This window comes from Ruegeria sp. BI12, from assembly GCF_056537985.1.
In genome coordinates, this window is record NZ_JBQFSL010000001.1 from 541,137 (window position 1) to 556,787 (window position 15,651).

General features: G+C 57.4%; 18 protein-coding genes. 5 read left to right on the forward strand and 13 right to left on the reverse strand.

What is annotated here, in order from left to right; genetic code table 11:
- Positions 1–6 precede the first annotated feature (6 nt).
- From ACR0AK_RS02890 to ACR0AK_RS02920, 7 genes are all read right to left on the reverse strand, one after another.
- On the reverse strand, positions 7–1,101 hold the full coding sequence (locus ACR0AK_RS02890; RefSeq protein ID WP_480792307.1) for a Zn-dependent alcohol dehydrogenase: 1,095 nt from the start codon (positions 1,099–1,101) through the stop codon (positions 7–9).
- A gap of 81 nt (positions 1,102–1,182) precedes the next feature.
- The gene (locus tag ACR0AK_RS02895) at positions 1,183–2,382 is read right to left on the reverse strand and encodes a TCR/Tet family MFS transporter (protein ID WP_480792308.1); all 1,200 of its coding nucleotides are present in this window, start codon (positions 2,380–2,382) and stop codon (positions 1,183–1,185) included.
- A 67-nt stretch (positions 2,383–2,449) separates the two neighbouring features.
- A complete protein-coding gene (locus ACR0AK_RS02900; RefSeq protein WP_480792309.1) occupies positions 2,450–3,178 on the reverse strand; it encodes an alpha/beta fold hydrolase in 729 nt (242 codons plus the stop codon).
- A 12-nt stretch (positions 3,179–3,190) separates the two neighbouring features.
- Positions 3,191–3,979 carry a 3-oxoadipate enol-lactonase gene (gene pcaD, locus ACR0AK_RS02905; protein WP_480792310.1) on the reverse strand — a complete coding sequence of 263 codons (789 nt, stop codon included), beginning with the start codon at positions 3,977–3,979 and terminating at the stop codon, positions 3,191–3,193.
- A gap of 59 nt (positions 3,980–4,038) precedes the next feature.
- Entirely contained in the window at positions 4,039–5,013 is a 975-nt protein-coding gene (locus tag ACR0AK_RS02910) for a threonine ammonia-lyase (RefSeq protein ID WP_480792311.1), read from the reverse strand.
- Positions 5,010–5,837, reverse strand: coding sequence for an alpha/beta fold hydrolase (locus tag ACR0AK_RS02915; RefSeq protein ID WP_480792312.1), 828 nt, complete (start codon positions 5,835–5,837; stop codon positions 5,010–5,012). Before ACR0AK_RS02915 ends, ACR0AK_RS02910 begins: the two co-directional genes overlap by 4 nt.
- Positions 5,837–6,523, reverse strand: a complete 687-nt coding sequence (locus tag ACR0AK_RS02920; protein ID WP_170561127.1) for a haloacid dehalogenase type II — start codon at positions 6,521–6,523, stop codon at positions 5,837–5,839. Before ACR0AK_RS02920 ends, ACR0AK_RS02915 begins: the two co-directional genes overlap by 1 nt.
- A gap of 128 nt (positions 6,524–6,651) precedes the next feature.
- On the opposite strand from ACR0AK_RS02920, the gene ACR0AK_RS02925 reads away from it, so the two are divergent.
- The gene (locus ACR0AK_RS02925; RefSeq protein ID WP_170561126.1) at positions 6,652–7,080 is read left to right on the forward strand and encodes an FKBP-type peptidyl-prolyl cis-trans isomerase; all 429 of its coding nucleotides are present in this window, start codon (positions 6,652–6,654) and stop codon (positions 7,078–7,080) included.
- 18 nt (positions 7,081–7,098) lie between these two features.
- Here ACR0AK_RS02925 and ACR0AK_RS02930 read toward each other — a convergent pair whose 3' ends face one another.
- The 4 genes from ACR0AK_RS02930 to fabA are packed head-to-tail and all read right to left on the reverse strand — an operon-like array spanning position 7,099 to position 9,914.
- A complete protein-coding gene (locus ACR0AK_RS02930; RefSeq protein ID WP_480792313.1) occupies positions 7,099–7,287 on the reverse strand; it encodes a hypothetical protein in 189 nt (62 codons plus the stop codon).
- A 59-nt stretch (positions 7,288–7,346) separates the two neighbouring features.
- A complete protein-coding gene (locus ACR0AK_RS02935; RefSeq protein WP_170561124.1) occupies positions 7,347–8,138 on the reverse strand; it encodes an enoyl-ACP reductase FabI in 792 nt (263 codons plus the stop codon).
- Positions 8,139–8,143: 5 nt separating this feature from the next.
- On the reverse strand, positions 8,144–9,373 hold the full coding sequence (gene fabB, locus ACR0AK_RS02940; protein WP_170561123.1) for a beta-ketoacyl-ACP synthase I: 1,230 nt from the start codon (positions 9,371–9,373) through the stop codon (positions 8,144–8,146).
- A 31-nt stretch (positions 9,374–9,404) separates the two neighbouring features.
- The gene (gene fabA / locus ACR0AK_RS02945; protein WP_058279458.1) at positions 9,405–9,914 is read right to left on the reverse strand and encodes a bifunctional 3-hydroxydecanoyl-ACP dehydratase/trans-2-decenoyl-ACP isomerase; all 510 of its coding nucleotides are present in this window, start codon (positions 9,912–9,914) and stop codon (positions 9,405–9,407) included.
- Between the two features lie 188 nt (positions 9,915–10,102).
- On the opposite strand from fabA, the gene irrA reads away from it, so the two are divergent.
- Complete coding sequence (gene irrA / locus ACR0AK_RS02950; RefSeq protein WP_480792314.1) at positions 10,103–10,519, forward strand: iron response transcriptional regulator IrrA; 417 nt, start codon at positions 10,103–10,105, stop codon at positions 10,517–10,519.
- Between the two features lies 1 nt (position 10,520).
- On the opposite strand, the gene ACR0AK_RS02955 is transcribed toward irrA, so the two are convergent.
- Positions 10,521–11,411: a LysR family transcriptional regulator gene (locus ACR0AK_RS02955; protein ID WP_480792315.1), complete on the reverse strand. Its 891-nt coding sequence runs from the start codon at positions 11,409–11,411 to the stop codon at positions 10,521–10,523.
- A gap of 86 nt (positions 11,412–11,497) precedes the next feature.
- Here ACR0AK_RS02955 and ACR0AK_RS02960 point away from each other — a divergent pair, with 86 nt between their 5' ends.
- On the forward strand, positions 11,498–12,295 hold the full coding sequence (locus ACR0AK_RS02960; RefSeq protein WP_480792316.1) for a phytanoyl-CoA dioxygenase family protein: 798 nt from the start codon (positions 11,498–11,500) through the stop codon (positions 12,293–12,295).
- 29 nt (positions 12,296–12,324) lie between these two features.
- On the opposite strand, the gene ACR0AK_RS02965 is transcribed toward ACR0AK_RS02960, so the two are convergent.
- Positions 12,325–13,188: a hypothetical protein gene (locus ACR0AK_RS02965; protein WP_480792317.1), complete on the reverse strand. Its 864-nt coding sequence runs from the start codon at positions 13,186–13,188 to the stop codon at positions 12,325–12,327.
- A 120-nt stretch (positions 13,189–13,308) separates the two neighbouring features.
- Between ACR0AK_RS02965 and miaB the strand changes: the two genes are divergently transcribed.
- Both miaB and ACR0AK_RS02975 read left to right on the forward strand, forming a co-directional pair.
- A complete protein-coding gene (gene miaB / locus ACR0AK_RS02970; RefSeq protein WP_480792318.1) occupies positions 13,309–14,628 on the forward strand; it encodes a tRNA (N6-isopentenyl adenosine(37)-C2)-methylthiotransferase MiaB in 1,320 nt (439 codons plus the stop codon).
- Between the two features lie 191 nt (positions 14,629–14,819).
- On the forward strand, positions 14,820–15,575 hold the full coding sequence (locus ACR0AK_RS02975; RefSeq protein ID WP_480792319.1) for an outer membrane protein: 756 nt from the start codon (positions 14,820–14,822) through the stop codon (positions 15,573–15,575).
- Positions 15,576–15,651: the final 76 nt, after the last annotated feature.

The following is a 15,651-nucleotide window of genomic DNA, read 5'->3' on the forward strand; positions in this document are numbered from 1 at the left end:
GCTGGGTTAAGCCCTGTCGAAAACGATCACGTTTCGCTTGGCAGATCCGGTTTTGGTGTCCTCGATCGCTTCGTTGATCTGCGATAGCGCCCACCGGCCCGAAATCAGCTCATCCAGTTTCAGGCGCCCTTGATCGTAAAGGTCGATCATCCATGGAATATCGCGTTGAATGACAACATCGCCCATTTTCGACCCGATCAATCCCTGACCCAATGCGGCCAGAACAACCGGTTCGTAACTTGCCATATCCCCTGAGTGGGGCATTCCGATCATAATCGCCTTGCCACCGGGGCCCAAGTAACGAGGGGCCTGATCATAGGCAGGGATTGCTCCGACAGTAATCAACACGGCGTCTGCGCCACGCCCGCCGAGTGCTTTGTAAGCGGCCTTCCAGGGGGCTTGCTGATCGGCCAATACGCCATGGGTTGCACCAAATTCCTTGGCGATGGCCAGCTTCTCTTCGGTCATGTCCACGGCCACGATGCGGCGCGCGCCTGCGATCCGCGCACCCTGGATCGCATTCAGCCCAACGCCACCCGCGCCGATCACGACCACGTCCTGTCCGGGACGCAGGCCTGCGGCATTGACGGCGGCACCGACACCTGTGATCACTCCGCAGGACAGCAGGCTGGCGACGTCTTTGGGCATCGACGGCGGAATTTTGACGATCTGTCGGTGGCTGACCACAACCTTTTCGGCAAAGGCGCCACAGGCCATTGCTTGTTCCAGCGGTCCACCGTCTGCCGTGCGCAAGGGTCCTTTGACCGTGTCATAAGGCGTTTCGCAGACGGTTGGTTTACCCCCAGCGCATGAGGGGCACGAGCCGCATGCCCGGATCAGGGTGACGACAACCGGGTCCCCAACCTCGAATCCACCAGCCGAGTCGCCAACCGCAGTAATGATTCCTGCAGCCTCGTGCCCATAGACAGCAGGCAGGTGCCCACCCCATGCGCCGCTGGCATATGATATGTCCGAATGGCAGATTGCAACCGCATCCAGCGTCACCTCGACCTCGTCGGATTTGGGCGGTGCGATTTGGACGTCTTCGATGACCAGAGGTTCGCCGAACGCCCGACAAACGGCGGCTTTGATGGTTTGCATGCTGTACCTCGCTCCCTTTGCGCCACGGTGGCGCGCTTATGGGGGCGCTGCAAGACGGAATCCGTCAAAGGGATGTCGTAGTTAAGCCATGACCTTGCGTGAACGAGAAAACACGACCAGACCGATCACCATCAAGACCAATGCCAAAAGGAATGGCGCGCCCGGCAGGTAGATAGCCGCGTCGGGTTTTATGAACTGGGCGAAAACGCTGGTCATGAGCAACGGCGCAATAACCATCGACAATGCGTGCAATGACGTCAGCACGCCCTGCAATTCGCCTTGTTGCGTATCGGGGGTCGCACGCGACATCAAGGCCTGCAGGGCAGGGGTCACAACTGCGCCAATTGCGGTGACGGGAATCAGCATCAGGGCTATGATCCCATTGGTCAGAAAGGCCAGAAGCAAAAAGCTGAACAGCTCGAAGCCCATGCCGTAGATGATGGTGACGCGTTCCCCCAAATACTTGGTTGCGGGGCGGATCAGGCCGCCTTGCACAGCCGCCATGCCAATCCCGTAGACGCCCAGTGACAAGCCGATCATCTGTGGCGACCAGCCGAAACGTTCGGTTGTGAAATACGCCCAAATTGCCGGGTAGACGTAGATCGAGACGGAATACAGGAAATAGACCCACAGCATCGGCCGAATGCCGGGCAAAGCCGCTATTGCGCGCAACGAATTCACAGGGTTGGCACGCCGCAGGCTGAAGGCCCGACGGGTCTTGTCGGTGACTGTCTCGGGCATGACGAAAACACCGATAACAAAGGCCAGAGCAGACAAACCAGCTGCCGCCCAAAACGGCGCTCGCGTGCCATATTCGCTCAGCAGCCCACCAAGCACCGGACCGAACACAAAACCCACTCCAAACGCCGCACCCAGCAAACCGAAATTCGCCGCTTTTTCATGAGGTTTGGACACATCTGCCATGAAGGCTGCCGCTGTTGCGTGTGTGGCGGCTGTAATGCCTCCTACGATGCGGCCGGCCAACAACAGCCAGATACTGCCAGCAAGGGCCATGACAACATAGTCCAGCGACATGACGAACAGCGAGACCAGCAAGACCGTCCTTCGCCCATAAGCGTCTGAAAGGTTGCCCAAAACCGGGCCGAACATGAACTGCATTGCGGCAAACGCGGTGCTTAAAATGCCACCCCAGATCGCAGCAGTCGCCAATGTGCCGCCCTGAACTTCGACGATCAGTTCCGGCATGATAGGCAGGACAAGGCCGATGCCCATGGCATCGATCATGACCGTAAGAAGAACGAAGAAAAAGGGCAGGCGCATTTGAACCGCGAGGATGGAAATTCGAGCGGACCTTAACCGCAGATGATGCTGGTTAAAAGAGTCGCGCTCAGACTTGTGGTCCGGACAAGTCCGTTGCGATTTTGTCTAACAATTCAGCCAACCTTTTCGGTTGCGCAAAAAATGGGGAGTGCGACGTGTCAATGGTATGGCGCATGGCCTCTGGGGCGGCGTGGCTCATCTGTTCCTGGTATTCGGTAGGGATCGTCCGGTCTTCCGTTGTCCGGATGTAAGCCTTGGGAACCTGGTCGAATTTGCCCGTCAGCAGCAAAGCGGTGTCCTGGGGTGCAATAGCTTGCGGGCACAGACGCGCAAACGCAAAGGGCACAGTTTCGGGTGGGCAATCATGGTAGAACAAATCTTGCACCTTGTTTGGTCTAAACGTGTACGAGAGACCGTCAGTCGATTTTTCTAGCGCATCATGGATAGTCTGGCGGGGTGAGCGTTTGCGCATTTCCACCATGGAAAGACCATCCTGTGGGACGTAGGCGGCCAGGTAGACAAGAGCCCGCATAGCCTGCGGCGCGGCCTCTGCTGCGGAACTGATCGGGTACCCTCCCCAGGAATGTCCGACAATGATCGTATTGGGTGAGGTCGCCTGCAAGACCGCGTCGCGGCAGCTATCCAGTGTAACATCCGCAATGAGTGTCGGATCCGAACCGTGGCTGGGCAGATCAATGGCACGCACCTCGTGTCCTAGTGCTTCCAAAGCCGGGATAAGGTCCCGCCAACACCAGGCACCGTGACAGGATCCGTGGACTAACAGAAGATCGGCCAAACCAATTCTCCTTCACACATGTCCGATTTCAGTCAGAAAGCTGTGGAGTAGTGCCGCGTATTCTGCCGGTTGTTCCACACAAGGCAAGTGCCCAACGCGCCGCATCAGTTCGAATCGGGAACCGGGGATCAGGTCAACGGTTTCCCGCACCAGATCCGGTGGGGTCGATCCGTCCTCGCTGCCGGCGATGCCGAGTGTCGGTAGACGCAGGCCGCTGGTGGGGGTGTAGAAGTCCGTACCTGAGATTGCCGCGCAGCAGCCCAGATAGCCATCAACCGGCTGTCGCACCATCATGTTTCGCCACAACAGGTGTTCGGTCGACGCGCGGAACGCCTTTGAGAACCAGCGTTCCATGGTCGCATCGGCCAGGGCTTCGATCCCACCTTTTCGTATAGCGTCCATGCGGTCCTGCCAGATCGATGGGATGCCGATTTTGGCCGCTGTATTGGACAGCACCAACGCGCGCACCTGATCCAGCCGTTTGACGGCCAGCCCTTGTCCGATTAGCCCGCCGATGGACAGGCCGACAAACACGCAATCGCGCACCTTCAGGAAATCAAGCAGACCTTCCGTATCGCGCACGAGGGCACCCATCGAATAAGGCGCCGGGGGTTGAGAGGACAGGCCGTGCCCGCGCTTGTCAAATCGGATGATACGCAACCCGGCAGGCAGGTGCGGCAGCAAATCGTCCCACAACCGCAGGTCGGTTCCCAATGAATTGGCAAACACAATCGGCGCGCCGTCTGGATCACCATCGATCCGATAGTGGATTTGCACGTCTCCAACGTCTGCTATTTGCACAACTCAATCCCCTGGCGTCATACGCACAATAGTAAGGTTGCCTCAGCCCAAACGGCTTGTCAGGTCAGGTATTCCAGTGCTTGCCCAAAGACTTCGGGGTCGGCGTTGCCGCCCGATGCTACTACGATCACAGTGTCGCCCTCGATTTCCTCGGCGCGAAAAAGGGCTGAGGCCAGCGATACTGCCCCGCCCGGTTCCAGCACGATCTTGAGGCGCAAAAACGCCTGAGCCATGGCGCGGAGCGCGTCTTCCTCGGACACCGACAGGCCTGGGCCGCACAGCCGGTTCAGGATTGGAAAGGTAATCTGGCCCGGTTGCGGCGTCAGGATTGCATCGCAGATATTGCCCGATGCGGCGTTGTTGCTTTGAATGTGCCCCGTTGCCAAAGACCGTTTGACATCGTCGAACCCCTGAGGCTCGCACGGGCGGGCGCGCAGCCCCGGCGCGTGGCCTTCCAGCGCCAGCGCAATGCCTGAGGTCAACCCGCCGCCGCCGCAGCACACCAGAACATCTGCCTTTTCGATACCCAAATCGGCCGTCTGCCGGGCCAGCTCCAACCCGACCGTGCCTTGTCCTGCGATGACCTGAGGTTCGTCGTAAGGCCGGATCAGGGTCAGGCTGCGTTGGGACGCCAGTGCCTCGCCAATTTCTTCGCGGCTTTCGTTCGCGCGGTCATACAGAACGACCTCGCCCCCCAGCGCCCGGGTGTTATTGATTTTTAGCAGCGGCGCGTCAGAGGGCATGACGATGACCGACGAAATCCCATGCTGAGCTGCAGCAAAGGCCACGCCCTGCGCGTGATTGCCCGAAGAATAGGCAATCACACCGCGTTGTCGTTGCGCGTCGCTGAGCGCCGAAATGGCCGACCAGGCACCGCGAAACTTGAAGCTGCCGGTATGTTGCAGGCACTCGGGTTTCACCAGCACGCGGCGACCCGCGATTTCGTCCAGAAACGGCGAGGTTAGAATCGGTGTCTCGCGAACATGCCCTCTGAGGCGCTCGGCGGCGGCCTCGATCATTTCAAGTGTGCTCATGCGGTGACCAGTACCTTGCGAATGAGTTCTACCGACTGTGGTTCATCCAGAAACGGGGGGTGACCACGGTCGGGTATTACTGCCGATATAAGATCAGGGTGGCGGTTGTGCATTTCAGTCAGCGTGTCTTTGCCCAAAATGTCCGAATTTGCGCCGCGAATGACGCCGGTTGGAAGGCCCTGCAATGCTTCAAAAAGGGGCCACAGGTCTGGGGCGGGCCCTGCAGCAGCCTGTTCCAGAAGCGCTGTACGCAGCGCAGGATCATAGCTGAGGCTCAGGCCATCAGGCGTTTCGTCGAATTGGACTTCGGCCTGCTGCCGCCAACGCGTTAGTGGCACGCCGGGAAATTGGGGGCCCAAGACGTGCTGCAATGCCCGAGCCGCCAAATCATATGTTTTGGAAACGGGCTGCTTGCCGACATATTCCATGATCTTGGCGATGCCCGATGGTTCCAGCACCGGACCGACGTCATTCAGAGCAACGCTCAACAACCGTTCGGGATGGCTGGCGGCTAGCGCCATGGCAATCAGCCCCCCACGCGAGGTGCCGATGACATTCACACGGTCCAAACTAAGATGGTCCAGCAGCTCGATCGCGTCTTGAGATTCGCGAAGGACGTTGTAGTTCATGAAATACGGGTCATGGTCCGAGCGTCCGCGACCGCGGTAATCCATCGCTATTACCCGCATGTCTCCCAGATGCGGCGCCAGGAACGAAAAATCCTTGCTGTTGCGGGTCAACCCGGCAAGGCAAAGCACAGGCGCACCAGAGCCGGTGTCCTCGAAAAAAAGACGCCTGTCATCAGACGAAATGAAAAATGCCATTAAAGTCCAGCCAGTTGCGGAATCGTCGTTAGGTCGGACAGTACATGCGCAGGTTTCCATGGCAAGCGGTCCATCGGCTCCCCGGCGCGATTGACCCACGCGGTTACAAAACCATACCCGCTGGCACCAGCCGCGTCCCAGCCGTTTGAACTGACGAACAGCACCTCGTCACGGGCGCAGTGGAAACGCTCTTGCACAAGGTCATAGACACGCGAGTCCGGTTTGAACACGCCGACGCTTTCCACCGACAACACATCGTCCAAAACATCTCCGATACCCGCAGACTGGACCGCGCCGTCCAGCATCGGTGGTGAGCCGTTCGACAAAATCGCTGTTTGCAATCCACCCGATTTCAATGCGCGCAGCATTTCCGGAACTTCCGGATAAGCCTGCAATTCCCAGTAGAGATCCAGCAACCGTTGCCGCAGAGTGGCGTCGCCGTGTAACTCAGTCGCCTCGAGCGCCCAGTCGAGACCATCTTGGGTGACATCCCAGAAATCTGAATGGGCGTCCGTAACCGCGCGCAGCCAAGTGTACTGCAGCTGTTTCAGGCGCCAATGATTGGCCAGTTCGGGCCATTTCTGTCGCAGTTTCTCAAAGCCCGGTTCATCGGCCGCCTGTCGTGCGGCGGCGGCCACGTCGAACAATGTTCCATAGGCATCAAAAACGCAGGTTGTGATTGGCATCCGGTCCCCTCCTGGTCGTTCGGGGCAGGTTTGCATAACAACAGTGAGCATTAAAGAGGCCGGGGTTTACAATGTCGTGTGACCTCCTAGGCTTGGCCGCTTAAACCCTACAGAGGCCGGAGGCCAATATGACCGAAATCAAACAAGGCGACACGGTTCGCATCCACTATAAAGGAACGCTGTTGGACGGAAACGTCTTCGACAGTTCCGAAGGACGCGACCCGCTGGAATTCGTTGTCGGCTCGGGGCAGATTATCCCCGGTTTGGATTCGGCGATGCCGGGTTTGAACGTTGGCGACAAAAAACGGGTCGAGATTGCATGTGTCGATGCCTATGGTCCGATCAACCCCGCAGCGCGCCAGCAAATTCCACGCGAAGGTATCCCTGACGACATTCCGCTGGATCCCGGTACCCAGTTGCAGATGCAAACACCGGATGGGCAGGCGGTGCCAGTAACAGTAGTCGACGCCGACGAGGCAACCGTCACGCTGGATGCCAACCACCCATTGGCCGGTCAGGATCTGATTTTCGATATTGAGGTCGTTTCGATCAACTGACCGGAGAAATACGCTGGATCAGCCCGTTAAAAGGCTGATCCAGGCTTCAACAGTTTCTCGCATCTGTGGCTGCGTGAAGAACACAAACAACAAAAGGGCGATCAGGGCCAATAGTACGACGATAACGCGCGTGCCAAGGAACCCGCCCTTGCGGGGTGATCGGATGTTGCGGGTGTTGCTGGTCAGGATATGTTCGGCTTTGCTCATGCCGATATCCCTGCCGAGGAAAGATGGTCAAATCTTGGCGCCGACAGGGAAAGTTCGGGTCACATGTGATCGGGCTGCGGCATACCCAGAACGTGGAAGCCACCATCGACGCGGATGATCTCGCCCGACGTGCAAGCACCTGCGTCCGATGTGAGGTAAACTGCAGTGCCGCCAACGGCCTCGAGCGTCGCATTCGAGCGCATGGGAGCGTTCTGATCACAGAACTTGTAGGTCTTGCGGGCACCGCCGATGGCTGCGCCGGCCAGCGTCTTCATCGGGCCGGGCGAGATCGCGTTGACGCGAATACCTTCAGGACCCAGATCGTTGGCCAGATAACGAGTCGCAGATTCCAGCGCAGCCTTGGCCACACCCATCACGTTGTAGTTCGGCACCACCTTGTTCGACCCCTGATATGTCAGCGTCAGCAGCGTGCCGCCATTCTCTTGCATCAGAGGGTAAGCGCGGCGCGCGACCTCAATGAAGGAATAGGCCGAGACATCCAGCGAATGCTTGAAATTCGCCCGGGTGGTGTTCAGGAAACGGCCCGTCAGCTCGGATTTGTCCGAGTAGGCAATGGCGTGGACTACGAAGTCGATGGTGGGCCAGCGCGCTCCAAGCTCTTGAAACGCACGGTCCAGCGAGGCGTCATCCGTGACGTCCGCGTCCACCATGAAATCGCTACCCAGGCTTTCAGCCAGCGGTTCAAGGCGTTTGCCGAATGCTTCGCCCTGATACGTGAATGCCAGTTCGGCACCGGCTTCATGCATGGCCTTGGCAATGCCCCACGCTATCGAGCGGTCATTGGCCACGCCCATGATCAGGCCGCGTTTACCTTTTAGAAGATCCGACATTACGTTCACCCGTTATACTTCGACAGAATCATGGAACCGTTGGTGCCGCCAAAGCCGAAGCTGTTGGTCATCACACTATCCAATCCTGCGTTTTCAACTACTTGAGTTGCAATTTCACCGGGCAGAATGCCTTCGGCAAGCGTGTCGACATTGATCGACGGCGTAATAAAATCATTGTCCAGCATGAGCAGGCAGAAGATTGCCTCAAGCGCACCTGCCGCACCCTGTGCGTGTCCGGTCATCGACTTGGTGGATGAAATCGGGGGCACGTTGCCTTCACCAAAGATGCGGCGCACGGCTTCAACCTCTCCCACGTCTCCGACCGGGGTCGATGTACCATGGGCATTGATGTAACCAACCTTGCGGTCTTCTGGCAGCGTCGACAGGGCCAGACGCATCGCGCGTTCGCCACCTTCACCGGACGGGGCCACCATGTCGTGGCCATCCGACGTGGCCGCATAACCGGTCACTTCGGCATAAATCTTTGCGCCACGGGCCAGAGCGTGCTCCAGATCCTCAAGAACGACGATCCCGCCGCCGCCCGAGATGACGAACCCATCGCGGTCCTGATCGAATGCACGGGAAGCTTTTTCCGGGGTGTCGTTGTACTTGGAGGACATGGCACCCATCGCGTCAAACAGACAAGACAGTGTCCAGTCCAGTTCTTCTCCGCCCCCTGCGAACATCACGTCCTGTTTGCCCAGCATGATCTGTTCCGCTGCGTTGCCGATGCAATGCAGCGAAGTGGAACAGGCCGAGGTGATCGAATAGTTGATACCTTTGATCTTGTACGCGGTCGCCAGGTTGGCCGAGATCGTCGAACACATGCATTTCGGCACTGCGAAGGGGCCGATGCGCTTAGTTGCGCCCGTTTTCAGAACAGTTTGATGCGCGGTCAGCATTGCGCTGGTCGACGGGCCGCCGGAACCGGCCACCAAACCGGTACGGGGGTTCACGACCTGATCCTCGGTCAGACCGGCATCGGCAATCGCCTGGTTCATGGCGATATGAGCATAGGCGGCGCCGGGACCCATAAAGCGCAGTGTCCGCTTGTCCACATGCTCGGCCGGATCGATCTTGAGCGTTCCGGCGATCCGGCTGCGAAAGCCGTGTTCGACCATCTGCTCGTTAGCTTCGATGCCGGACTTGCCAGCCTTGAGAGAGGCCAATACTTCCTGGGCATTGTTCCCGATGGAGGACACGACCCCCAGACCGGTGACAACTACTCGACGCATTTGCGTGCTCCTTATTTCGGGCCGGTCAGGCTCAGGCTTCGGACAGAACGACTTTCATGTCTTTGACATCGTAAATCATTTCACCATCCGCTTCGACGATACCATCCGCCACACCCATGGTCAGACGGCGCGTCTGGATCGCTTTTTTGAAGTCAATCTTGTAGGTCAGCATTTTGCGGTCGGGGCGGACCATGCCGGTCAGCTTGACCTCGCCGACACCCACGGCCATGCCGCGTCCCTGCCAGCCACGCCAACCCAGGTTGAACCCGGTCAACTGCCACAGGCCGTCCAGCCCCAGGCAGCCGGGCATGATCGGGTTGCCGGGGAAATGGCAATCAAAGAACCACAGGTCAGGGGTGATATCGAATTCGGCCAGTATATGGCCCTTGCCATGTGCGCCACCGTCAGCCGAGATGTCTGTGATCCGGTCCATCATCAGCATCGGCGGAGCTGGCAACTGCGCATTGCCGGGGCCGAATAATTCGCCACGGGCGCATTTCAGCAGATCGTCCTTGTCAAAGCTGCTCGGGAATTGGGCCATTCTGCCGCCTCTCCTGCCAGGGGTCCGTTCGTTATATCTGGCCTCGTCTAGCACCCGTATGCAAGGTCCTGCAAGAGCACCACGGCACATCCTGTTGTGCAGACGACATTCTTTGCGAATGAATTTCAATTGAAATTGCCTGAACACAGCACTTATATATGGTTCAGCAACAATTGGGTTTCGGATTGATGACACCTCAGAGCCAGAACAGAGCTACGGATTGGTTGGTCGGCGCCGGGCTGCGCCCAACGCGCCAGCGTGTCGCTTTGGCCGAACTTCTGGTCGGCGATGGGCGCCATCGGCATGTCACGGCCGAAAGTTTGTTCGAGGCGGCCAAAAAAAATGGGGACGCCGTATCTCTGGCAACTGTCTACAACACGCTGCGTGCGTTTTGTGAGGCTGGAGTTCTGCAGGAAATCACGGTTGACGGTTCGAAAAGCTATTTCGACACTAATACACATGATCATCCGCACTTTTTCTGGGAAGACGAAAGCCGCCTGAGCGATGCACCGTCGGACCAATTAGTGATTCAGCGCCTGCCGGAAGCGCCTGAGGGTGTTGAGATCGCGTCGGTCGACGTGGTGATCCGTCTGCGAAAAAAGTGACTTAAACTAAAGTTTCCATCAGAATCTGTTCCGCCTGTGCCGTGTTCGGGTCAGCGGGCCCGGTCCCATGGCGCGCCAGAACTACAGGTTCAGCAGCGATGTCGTCCAAAATTTTGCGGTTGATCAGGGGCATTCCGTCATAACTGAAATCCGAAGGCGGGTTGGCGTAGCTTATCGCGACACCTTCGTGGTTAGCGGCAAGGCTGCGCTGAATTTCCAATGTTGCCGCCCGGTGTGCGACCACAGGCTGCAACCGATTCTGCCTGAACAGGCCAAGCACGTGCTGCGCCGAAAGGCCTTCGTTCGACAGGATCAGCGGATATGCCCCCAGATCGCTCAGCGAAACGGATTGCTTGGATGCCAGGGGATGATCCGGGGCCATGATTGCATTCGGCCGGATGGGGAACAGGGTCTGTTGTTGAAACCCAGCATCCATGCTCAGGCCGTATGTCAACGCCAGATCAATTCGTCCGTCGATCAGGTCAGAAATCAGGCCTTCGAAACCGTCCACCTTGTACGACACAGTCAAGTCCGGCATGGCCGAACGCAAAGGTTGCAGTGCCTTGGCAAGCAAAAACGGGGCCAAATCCACGAAACATCCCAACCGTATTTGAGTCCTTTTTGAACCGACCTGATCCACATTCTCAAGCCGGGCTGCATTGGCCAGCAGGGATTCTGCGTCTTCAATAAAGCTGCGTCCTTGCGGGGTCAGCGCCAATGCGGCCCCGCGCTTGCGCGAAAAAAGTGGATGGCCAAGAAGCGATTCGACGCGTGTCAGGGCGGTGGACAACGCCGGTTGTGACACGTTCAGTTCCTGTGCTGCTGCAGACAAGCTGCCGAAGCGGCCGATGGCGCAGATATATTCGTATTGGCGAATTGAGATATATAACATGAATTTAAGTCTAACTTAGAAAGATATTATTTGAACAGAGGGGTAATCCATGCGCAGATCAACAAACCACCGGCACGGAGACAGACATGACGCACCCTCTGGTTACGCAAGAGATGATCGACACTTTTCAACGGGACGGCGTGGTCCTGATAAAAGGATTATTTGCCGATCACGTTGAAACTCTGCGCGAAGGGGTTGCAGCGAACATGGCGGAGCCGGGCCCTTATGCCTCCGAGAACAAGAAAGAAGGCGAGACTGGCCGTTTTTTCGACGATTATTGCAACTGGTCACGGATTGAGCAATTTCAGTCGGTTGTTCATGAATCCCCAGCGGCAGAGGTTGCCGCGGACCTGATGCAATCGGATACTGTGCAGATGTTCCACGACCACGTTTTGGTCAAAGAGCCTGGAACCTCGATGGCCACGCCGTGGCATCAGGATGGTCCGTACTACTTTGTCGAAGGCCGTCAGACGATCAGCTTTTGGTCGCCGCTTGATCCGGTCACACAAGCCACGCTGCGCTGTGTGGCAGGCTCGCACCTGTGGGAGAAAGAGGTTTTGCCGACTCGTTGGGTGTCGGAAGACGGTTTCTTTCCGGACGAAGGCCAGTACATCCCCGTCCCGGACCCGGACGCCGAAGGAATGGAGGTTGTCGAATTCGAGATGGAGCCCGGCGACGCGGTTGCTTTCAACTACCGAACGCTTCATGGCGCGCGGGGAAATCAATCCGACAGCCGCCGTCGCGCATTTTCACTGAGGTTGGTTGGTGACGATGCGCGCTATGTAGAACGGCCAGGACGAACATCTCCGCCGTTTCCCGGGCATGACATGGTGCCCGGCCAGCGCCTGCGTGAAGACTGGTTTCCAATGTTGTTGAAACGGTGATCAGGCACCGAAAAGGTCAAAGAGACGGGTCAGAACCACTGGCCCGTTTCGATCAGCCCCATCTCAAGCAACTGGTTTGACGACCATTCGAACGGGATAGAATTGCGCCAGCGGAACGTTGGAATATCGAATGTCGATCCAGCGTTGGTTTTTAAAGCCTTGGCCGCCCGGAACGAGCACACCGCGGCTGTCAAGTTGTGGTGCCATGGGCAGGAATATGTGTTGTATTCCTCGTCGTTGAACGTGTGATCCGGTCGCAACTCCAATCCATTTTTGGATTTGAACAGGGCGATCCGGTCTATTCGGCGGCTTTGCGCGGGAACGTGTTCTTCAAATCGCCATCGCAGCCCGCCCGACATGTCCAGCTGGCGTTCCTTCGGGTGCTTCTTCGAATCCAACCGCGCTTGGGCGAAATACCCCGTACGGTCCATCATCGCGTTTTGAGGTGCGACGCCATTCGGGAACTCGTTCAGATCTTCGGCATAAAGATCGACAACATGGCTCAGCATCGCGTCGCGACGTTCTTCCGTATGAAAGGCCAGCATTTCTCCGATCGTGCGCGTCTCGCAAAATGGGAAAAAGAGGTATTCGGCGTTGTAGCAGTAGTACATCCACAATCCCGGCGCCGCCTGAATGATTCGATTGATCGTCTCGAACACAACTGTGCGCGGAACGCAGCTGAGGGTGACGCGATGAATTTGCCCCTCAAGTTCGGGGTCCAGCGCAAACTCCTGTGGCATGAATACAATCAGGGATTTGAAGCCCAAGTTTAGATGGTGGCGGATCGAGCCGTCTACTTCGACATCATCTTCGACAAAAACCAATGCGACAGGTTCCTTTGCCAAAGCGGCCTTGCCCGTTTGCAGGAAAGAGTCGAGAGATTCGTATTGCATTGCCTGTCCACTGTCGCCTTGCTGGAGTTTCGGGCCAAAATCAGGTAATCGCGTCGCCATTGCAAGCGGCGTTCGTTGGGTATAGACGACGCCGATCCCGCGAATGCAAAGGCCGTTTTCATGTCAGAACCCAAAAAGCTGTACATCAAGACCTATGGTTGCCAGATGAACGTTTACGACAGCGAGCGTATGGCGGAGACGCTGGGCGGCCAGGGTTACGTGGAAACGAAAACTCCCGATGATGCGGATATGATCCTGCTGAACACCTGCCACATTCGGGAAAAGGCCGCGGAAAAAATCTATTCCGAGCTTGGTCGGTTCAAGGGATTGAAGACTGAAAAACCGGAACTGAAAATAGGCGTTGCGGGATGTGTTGCGCAGGCCGAGGGTGAAGAGATCATGCGTCGCCAGCCGATGGTCGACCTTGTCGTTGGCCCGCAAAGCTATCACCGCCTGCCCGAGATGGAAGCGAAGACGCGTGCCGGCGAAAAGGCTCTGGACACCGATTTTCCCGAAGAGGACAAATTCGAGAAACTCAAAGGTCGCCCCAAGGCCAAGCGCGGACCAACCGCATTTTTGACGGTGCAGGAAGGCTGCGACAAGTTCTGCGCTTTCTGCGTGGTGCCGTACACTCGTGGGGCCGAAGTCAGTCGTCCGGCCGATCGCATCCTGCGTGAAGCAAACGATCTCGTCGAGCGCGGGGTACGCGAAATTACCCTGTTGGGGCAGAACGTCAACGCCTATCACGGCGCCGGTCCGAACGGAGACATGACGCTGGCCGGCCTGATCTGGGAGCTGAACAAGGTCGATGGGCTTGAGCGGATCAGGTTCACCACCTCGCACCCCAACGACATGGCTGATGACCTGATCGAGGCACATGGAACCTGTGAAAAGCTGATGCCCTATTTGCACCTGCCAGTTCAGTCAGGTTCGGATCGTATCCTCAAGCGGATGAACCGCAGCCACACAGCGGAAAGTTATCTGCGCCTGATCGAACGTATCCGGGCCGCGCGTCCGGATATCGTGATGTCTGGCGACTTCATCGTCGGGTTCCCCGAAGAGACGGAAGAGGATTTCCAGGCCACTATGGATTTGGTGGAAGAGGTCAAATACGGATACGCATATTCGTTCAAATACTCGACGCGCCCTGGAACACCTGCCGCAGAGAGGTCTCAGGTTGATCCTGAAGCGGCGGACGATCGCCTGCAGCGCTTGCAAGCGCTAATTACAACTCACCAGCGCGAGATCCAGGACGCGATGGTTGGTCGAAACGTCAAAGTTCTGTTCGAAAAGCCGGGTCGTCTGCCCGGACAGATGGTCGGAAAATCTGAGTATCTTCATTCGGTTCACGTGTCGGACGCCGATGTCGCAGTGGGCGAATTGCGTGATGTTCGCATTACGTCATCGGGTTCCAATTCTTTGGCGGGTGCGTTGCGCTAACGCATCCGTTATTTGAAATTTGGAAACCATACGGGTTTGTTAATTCCAAATTTACCCTTGATTTATTACTCAAAATCATGCTCCCAGAAAAATCAGGTTTTTTGGGGCTGGTGTTTTGGGCCATTGAGAAACCTCATCTCTTGCCGACGGGATGAGCAGGTCGGTGAATGGAAAGGGTACGAGTGGAGACTTTGAAACGTTTTTCCGGGCGGTTGTTGAAATCCGCCGTCACAACCGCGACCGTTCTGTCGGTGTTTCCCAGTGCGACTGTTGCAGGCAATTTGGATCAAGGTCTATCCGATCCTCCAGTCGTGAACCCAAAACGGTTCGGCAGTGACGTCAGCGCGTTTTACTTGGGTGCTACCGGCGCCTACGCGTTTGGGGGCGACGATCGATTTGGACTGACCAGCTCCGGCGGAACCTCGGAAGTGGGCGATCTGGACCTGAGTGGTTCGTTGGGGGGCGTACGGGCAGGCTGGCGCGGTGTCTTACCGGCGCACGGCGGGCGCAACTATGTTTACGGGTTTGAGCTGGGCTACGAGTTCGGTTCGCTTAGCGATGACGCCACCAATCAGATCAACGGCCAGACTGTCACGGGTGGGTCCGAAATATCGGACGTGTTTTCGATTCGCCTCCGCAATGGTCTGACCAACAAAAGTGGCACGGTCTTGTACTTTGTGTCGGCCGGGTATGTGAATGGCGACATTAACACAACAAGCAGACAGGCAGTTCAGGGCGGTTCTCAGCTTTTCCAAAGCGGCGACCGACGTGGCGGGTTTACCGCCAGCATTGGGGCCGAACATAACCTGACCGAACACTGGTCGATCACGGGTGAGTTCGAATACGTTCAGTTCAGCGCGAAAAACGTGGATTTCGGCAATGGAACCTCGACGAGATCGACGCCGAAATACCGCGGTCTGAAGCTGGGTTTGAACTATCGATTCTGACAGGCCGGCTGAAACAGTGGCGCCTGTTGGCACCGCACGTGGATCGGGCACATCGGCGGTTTTGTCATCCGAGTGG

What these genes read in the sequence shown, in the direction of transcription:
- ACR0AK_RS02960 (WP_480792316.1), top strand. Translation starts at nt 11,498, where the DNA reads ATGACGCACCCTCTGGTTACGCAAGAGATGATCGACACTTTTCAACGG.
- ACR0AK_RS02890 (WP_480792307.1), bottom strand. Translation starts at nt 1,101, where the DNA reads ATGCAAACCATCAAAGCCGCCGTTTGTCGGGCGTTCGGCGAACCTCTG.
- fabB (WP_170561123.1), bottom strand. Translation starts at nt 9,373, where the DNA reads ATGCGTCGAGTAGTTGTCACCGGTCTGGGGGTCGTGTCCTCCATCGGG.
- ACR0AK_RS02955 (WP_480792315.1), bottom strand. Translation starts at nt 11,411, where the DNA reads ATGTTATATATCTCAATTCGCCAATACGAATATATCTGCGCCATCGGC.
- fabA (WP_058279458.1), bottom strand. Translation starts at nt 9,914, where the DNA reads ATGGCCCAATTCCCGAGCAGCTTTGACAAGGACGATCTGCTGAAATGC.
- irrA (WP_480792314.1), top strand. Translation starts at nt 10,103, where the DNA reads ATGACACCTCAGAGCCAGAACAGAGCTACGGATTGGTTGGTCGGCGCC.
- ACR0AK_RS02935 (WP_170561124.1), bottom strand. Translation starts at nt 8,138, where the DNA reads ATGTCGGATCTTCTAAAAGGTAAACGCGGCCTGATCATGGGCGTGGCC.
- ACR0AK_RS02915 (WP_480792312.1), bottom strand. Translation starts at nt 5,837, where the DNA reads ATGGCATTTTTCATTTCGTCTGATGACAGGCGTCTTTTTTTCGAGGAC.
- ACR0AK_RS02925 (WP_170561126.1), top strand. Translation starts at nt 6,652, where the DNA reads ATGACCGAAATCAAACAAGGCGACACGGTTCGCATCCACTATAAAGGA.
- ACR0AK_RS02930 (WP_480792313.1), bottom strand. Translation starts at nt 7,287, where the DNA reads ATGAGCAAAGCCGAACATATCCTGACCAGCAACACCCGCAACATCCGA.
- miaB (WP_480792318.1), top strand. Translation starts at nt 13,309, where the DNA reads ATGTCAGAACCCAAAAAGCTGTACATCAAGACCTATGGTTGCCAGATG.
- ACR0AK_RS02920 (WP_170561127.1), bottom strand. Translation starts at nt 6,523, where the DNA reads ATGCCAATCACAACCTGCGTTTTTGATGCCTATGGAACATTGTTCGAC.
- ACR0AK_RS02895 (WP_480792308.1), bottom strand. Translation starts at nt 2,382, where the DNA reads ATGCGCCTGCCCTTTTTCTTCGTTCTTCTTACGGTCATGATCGATGCC.
- ACR0AK_RS02910 (WP_480792311.1), bottom strand. Translation starts at nt 5,013, where the DNA reads ATGAGCACACTTGAAATGATCGAGGCCGCCGCCGAGCGCCTCAGAGGG.
- ACR0AK_RS02965 (WP_480792317.1), bottom strand. Translation starts at nt 13,188, where the DNA reads ATGCAATACGAATCTCTCGACTCTTTCCTGCAAACGGGCAAGGCCGCT.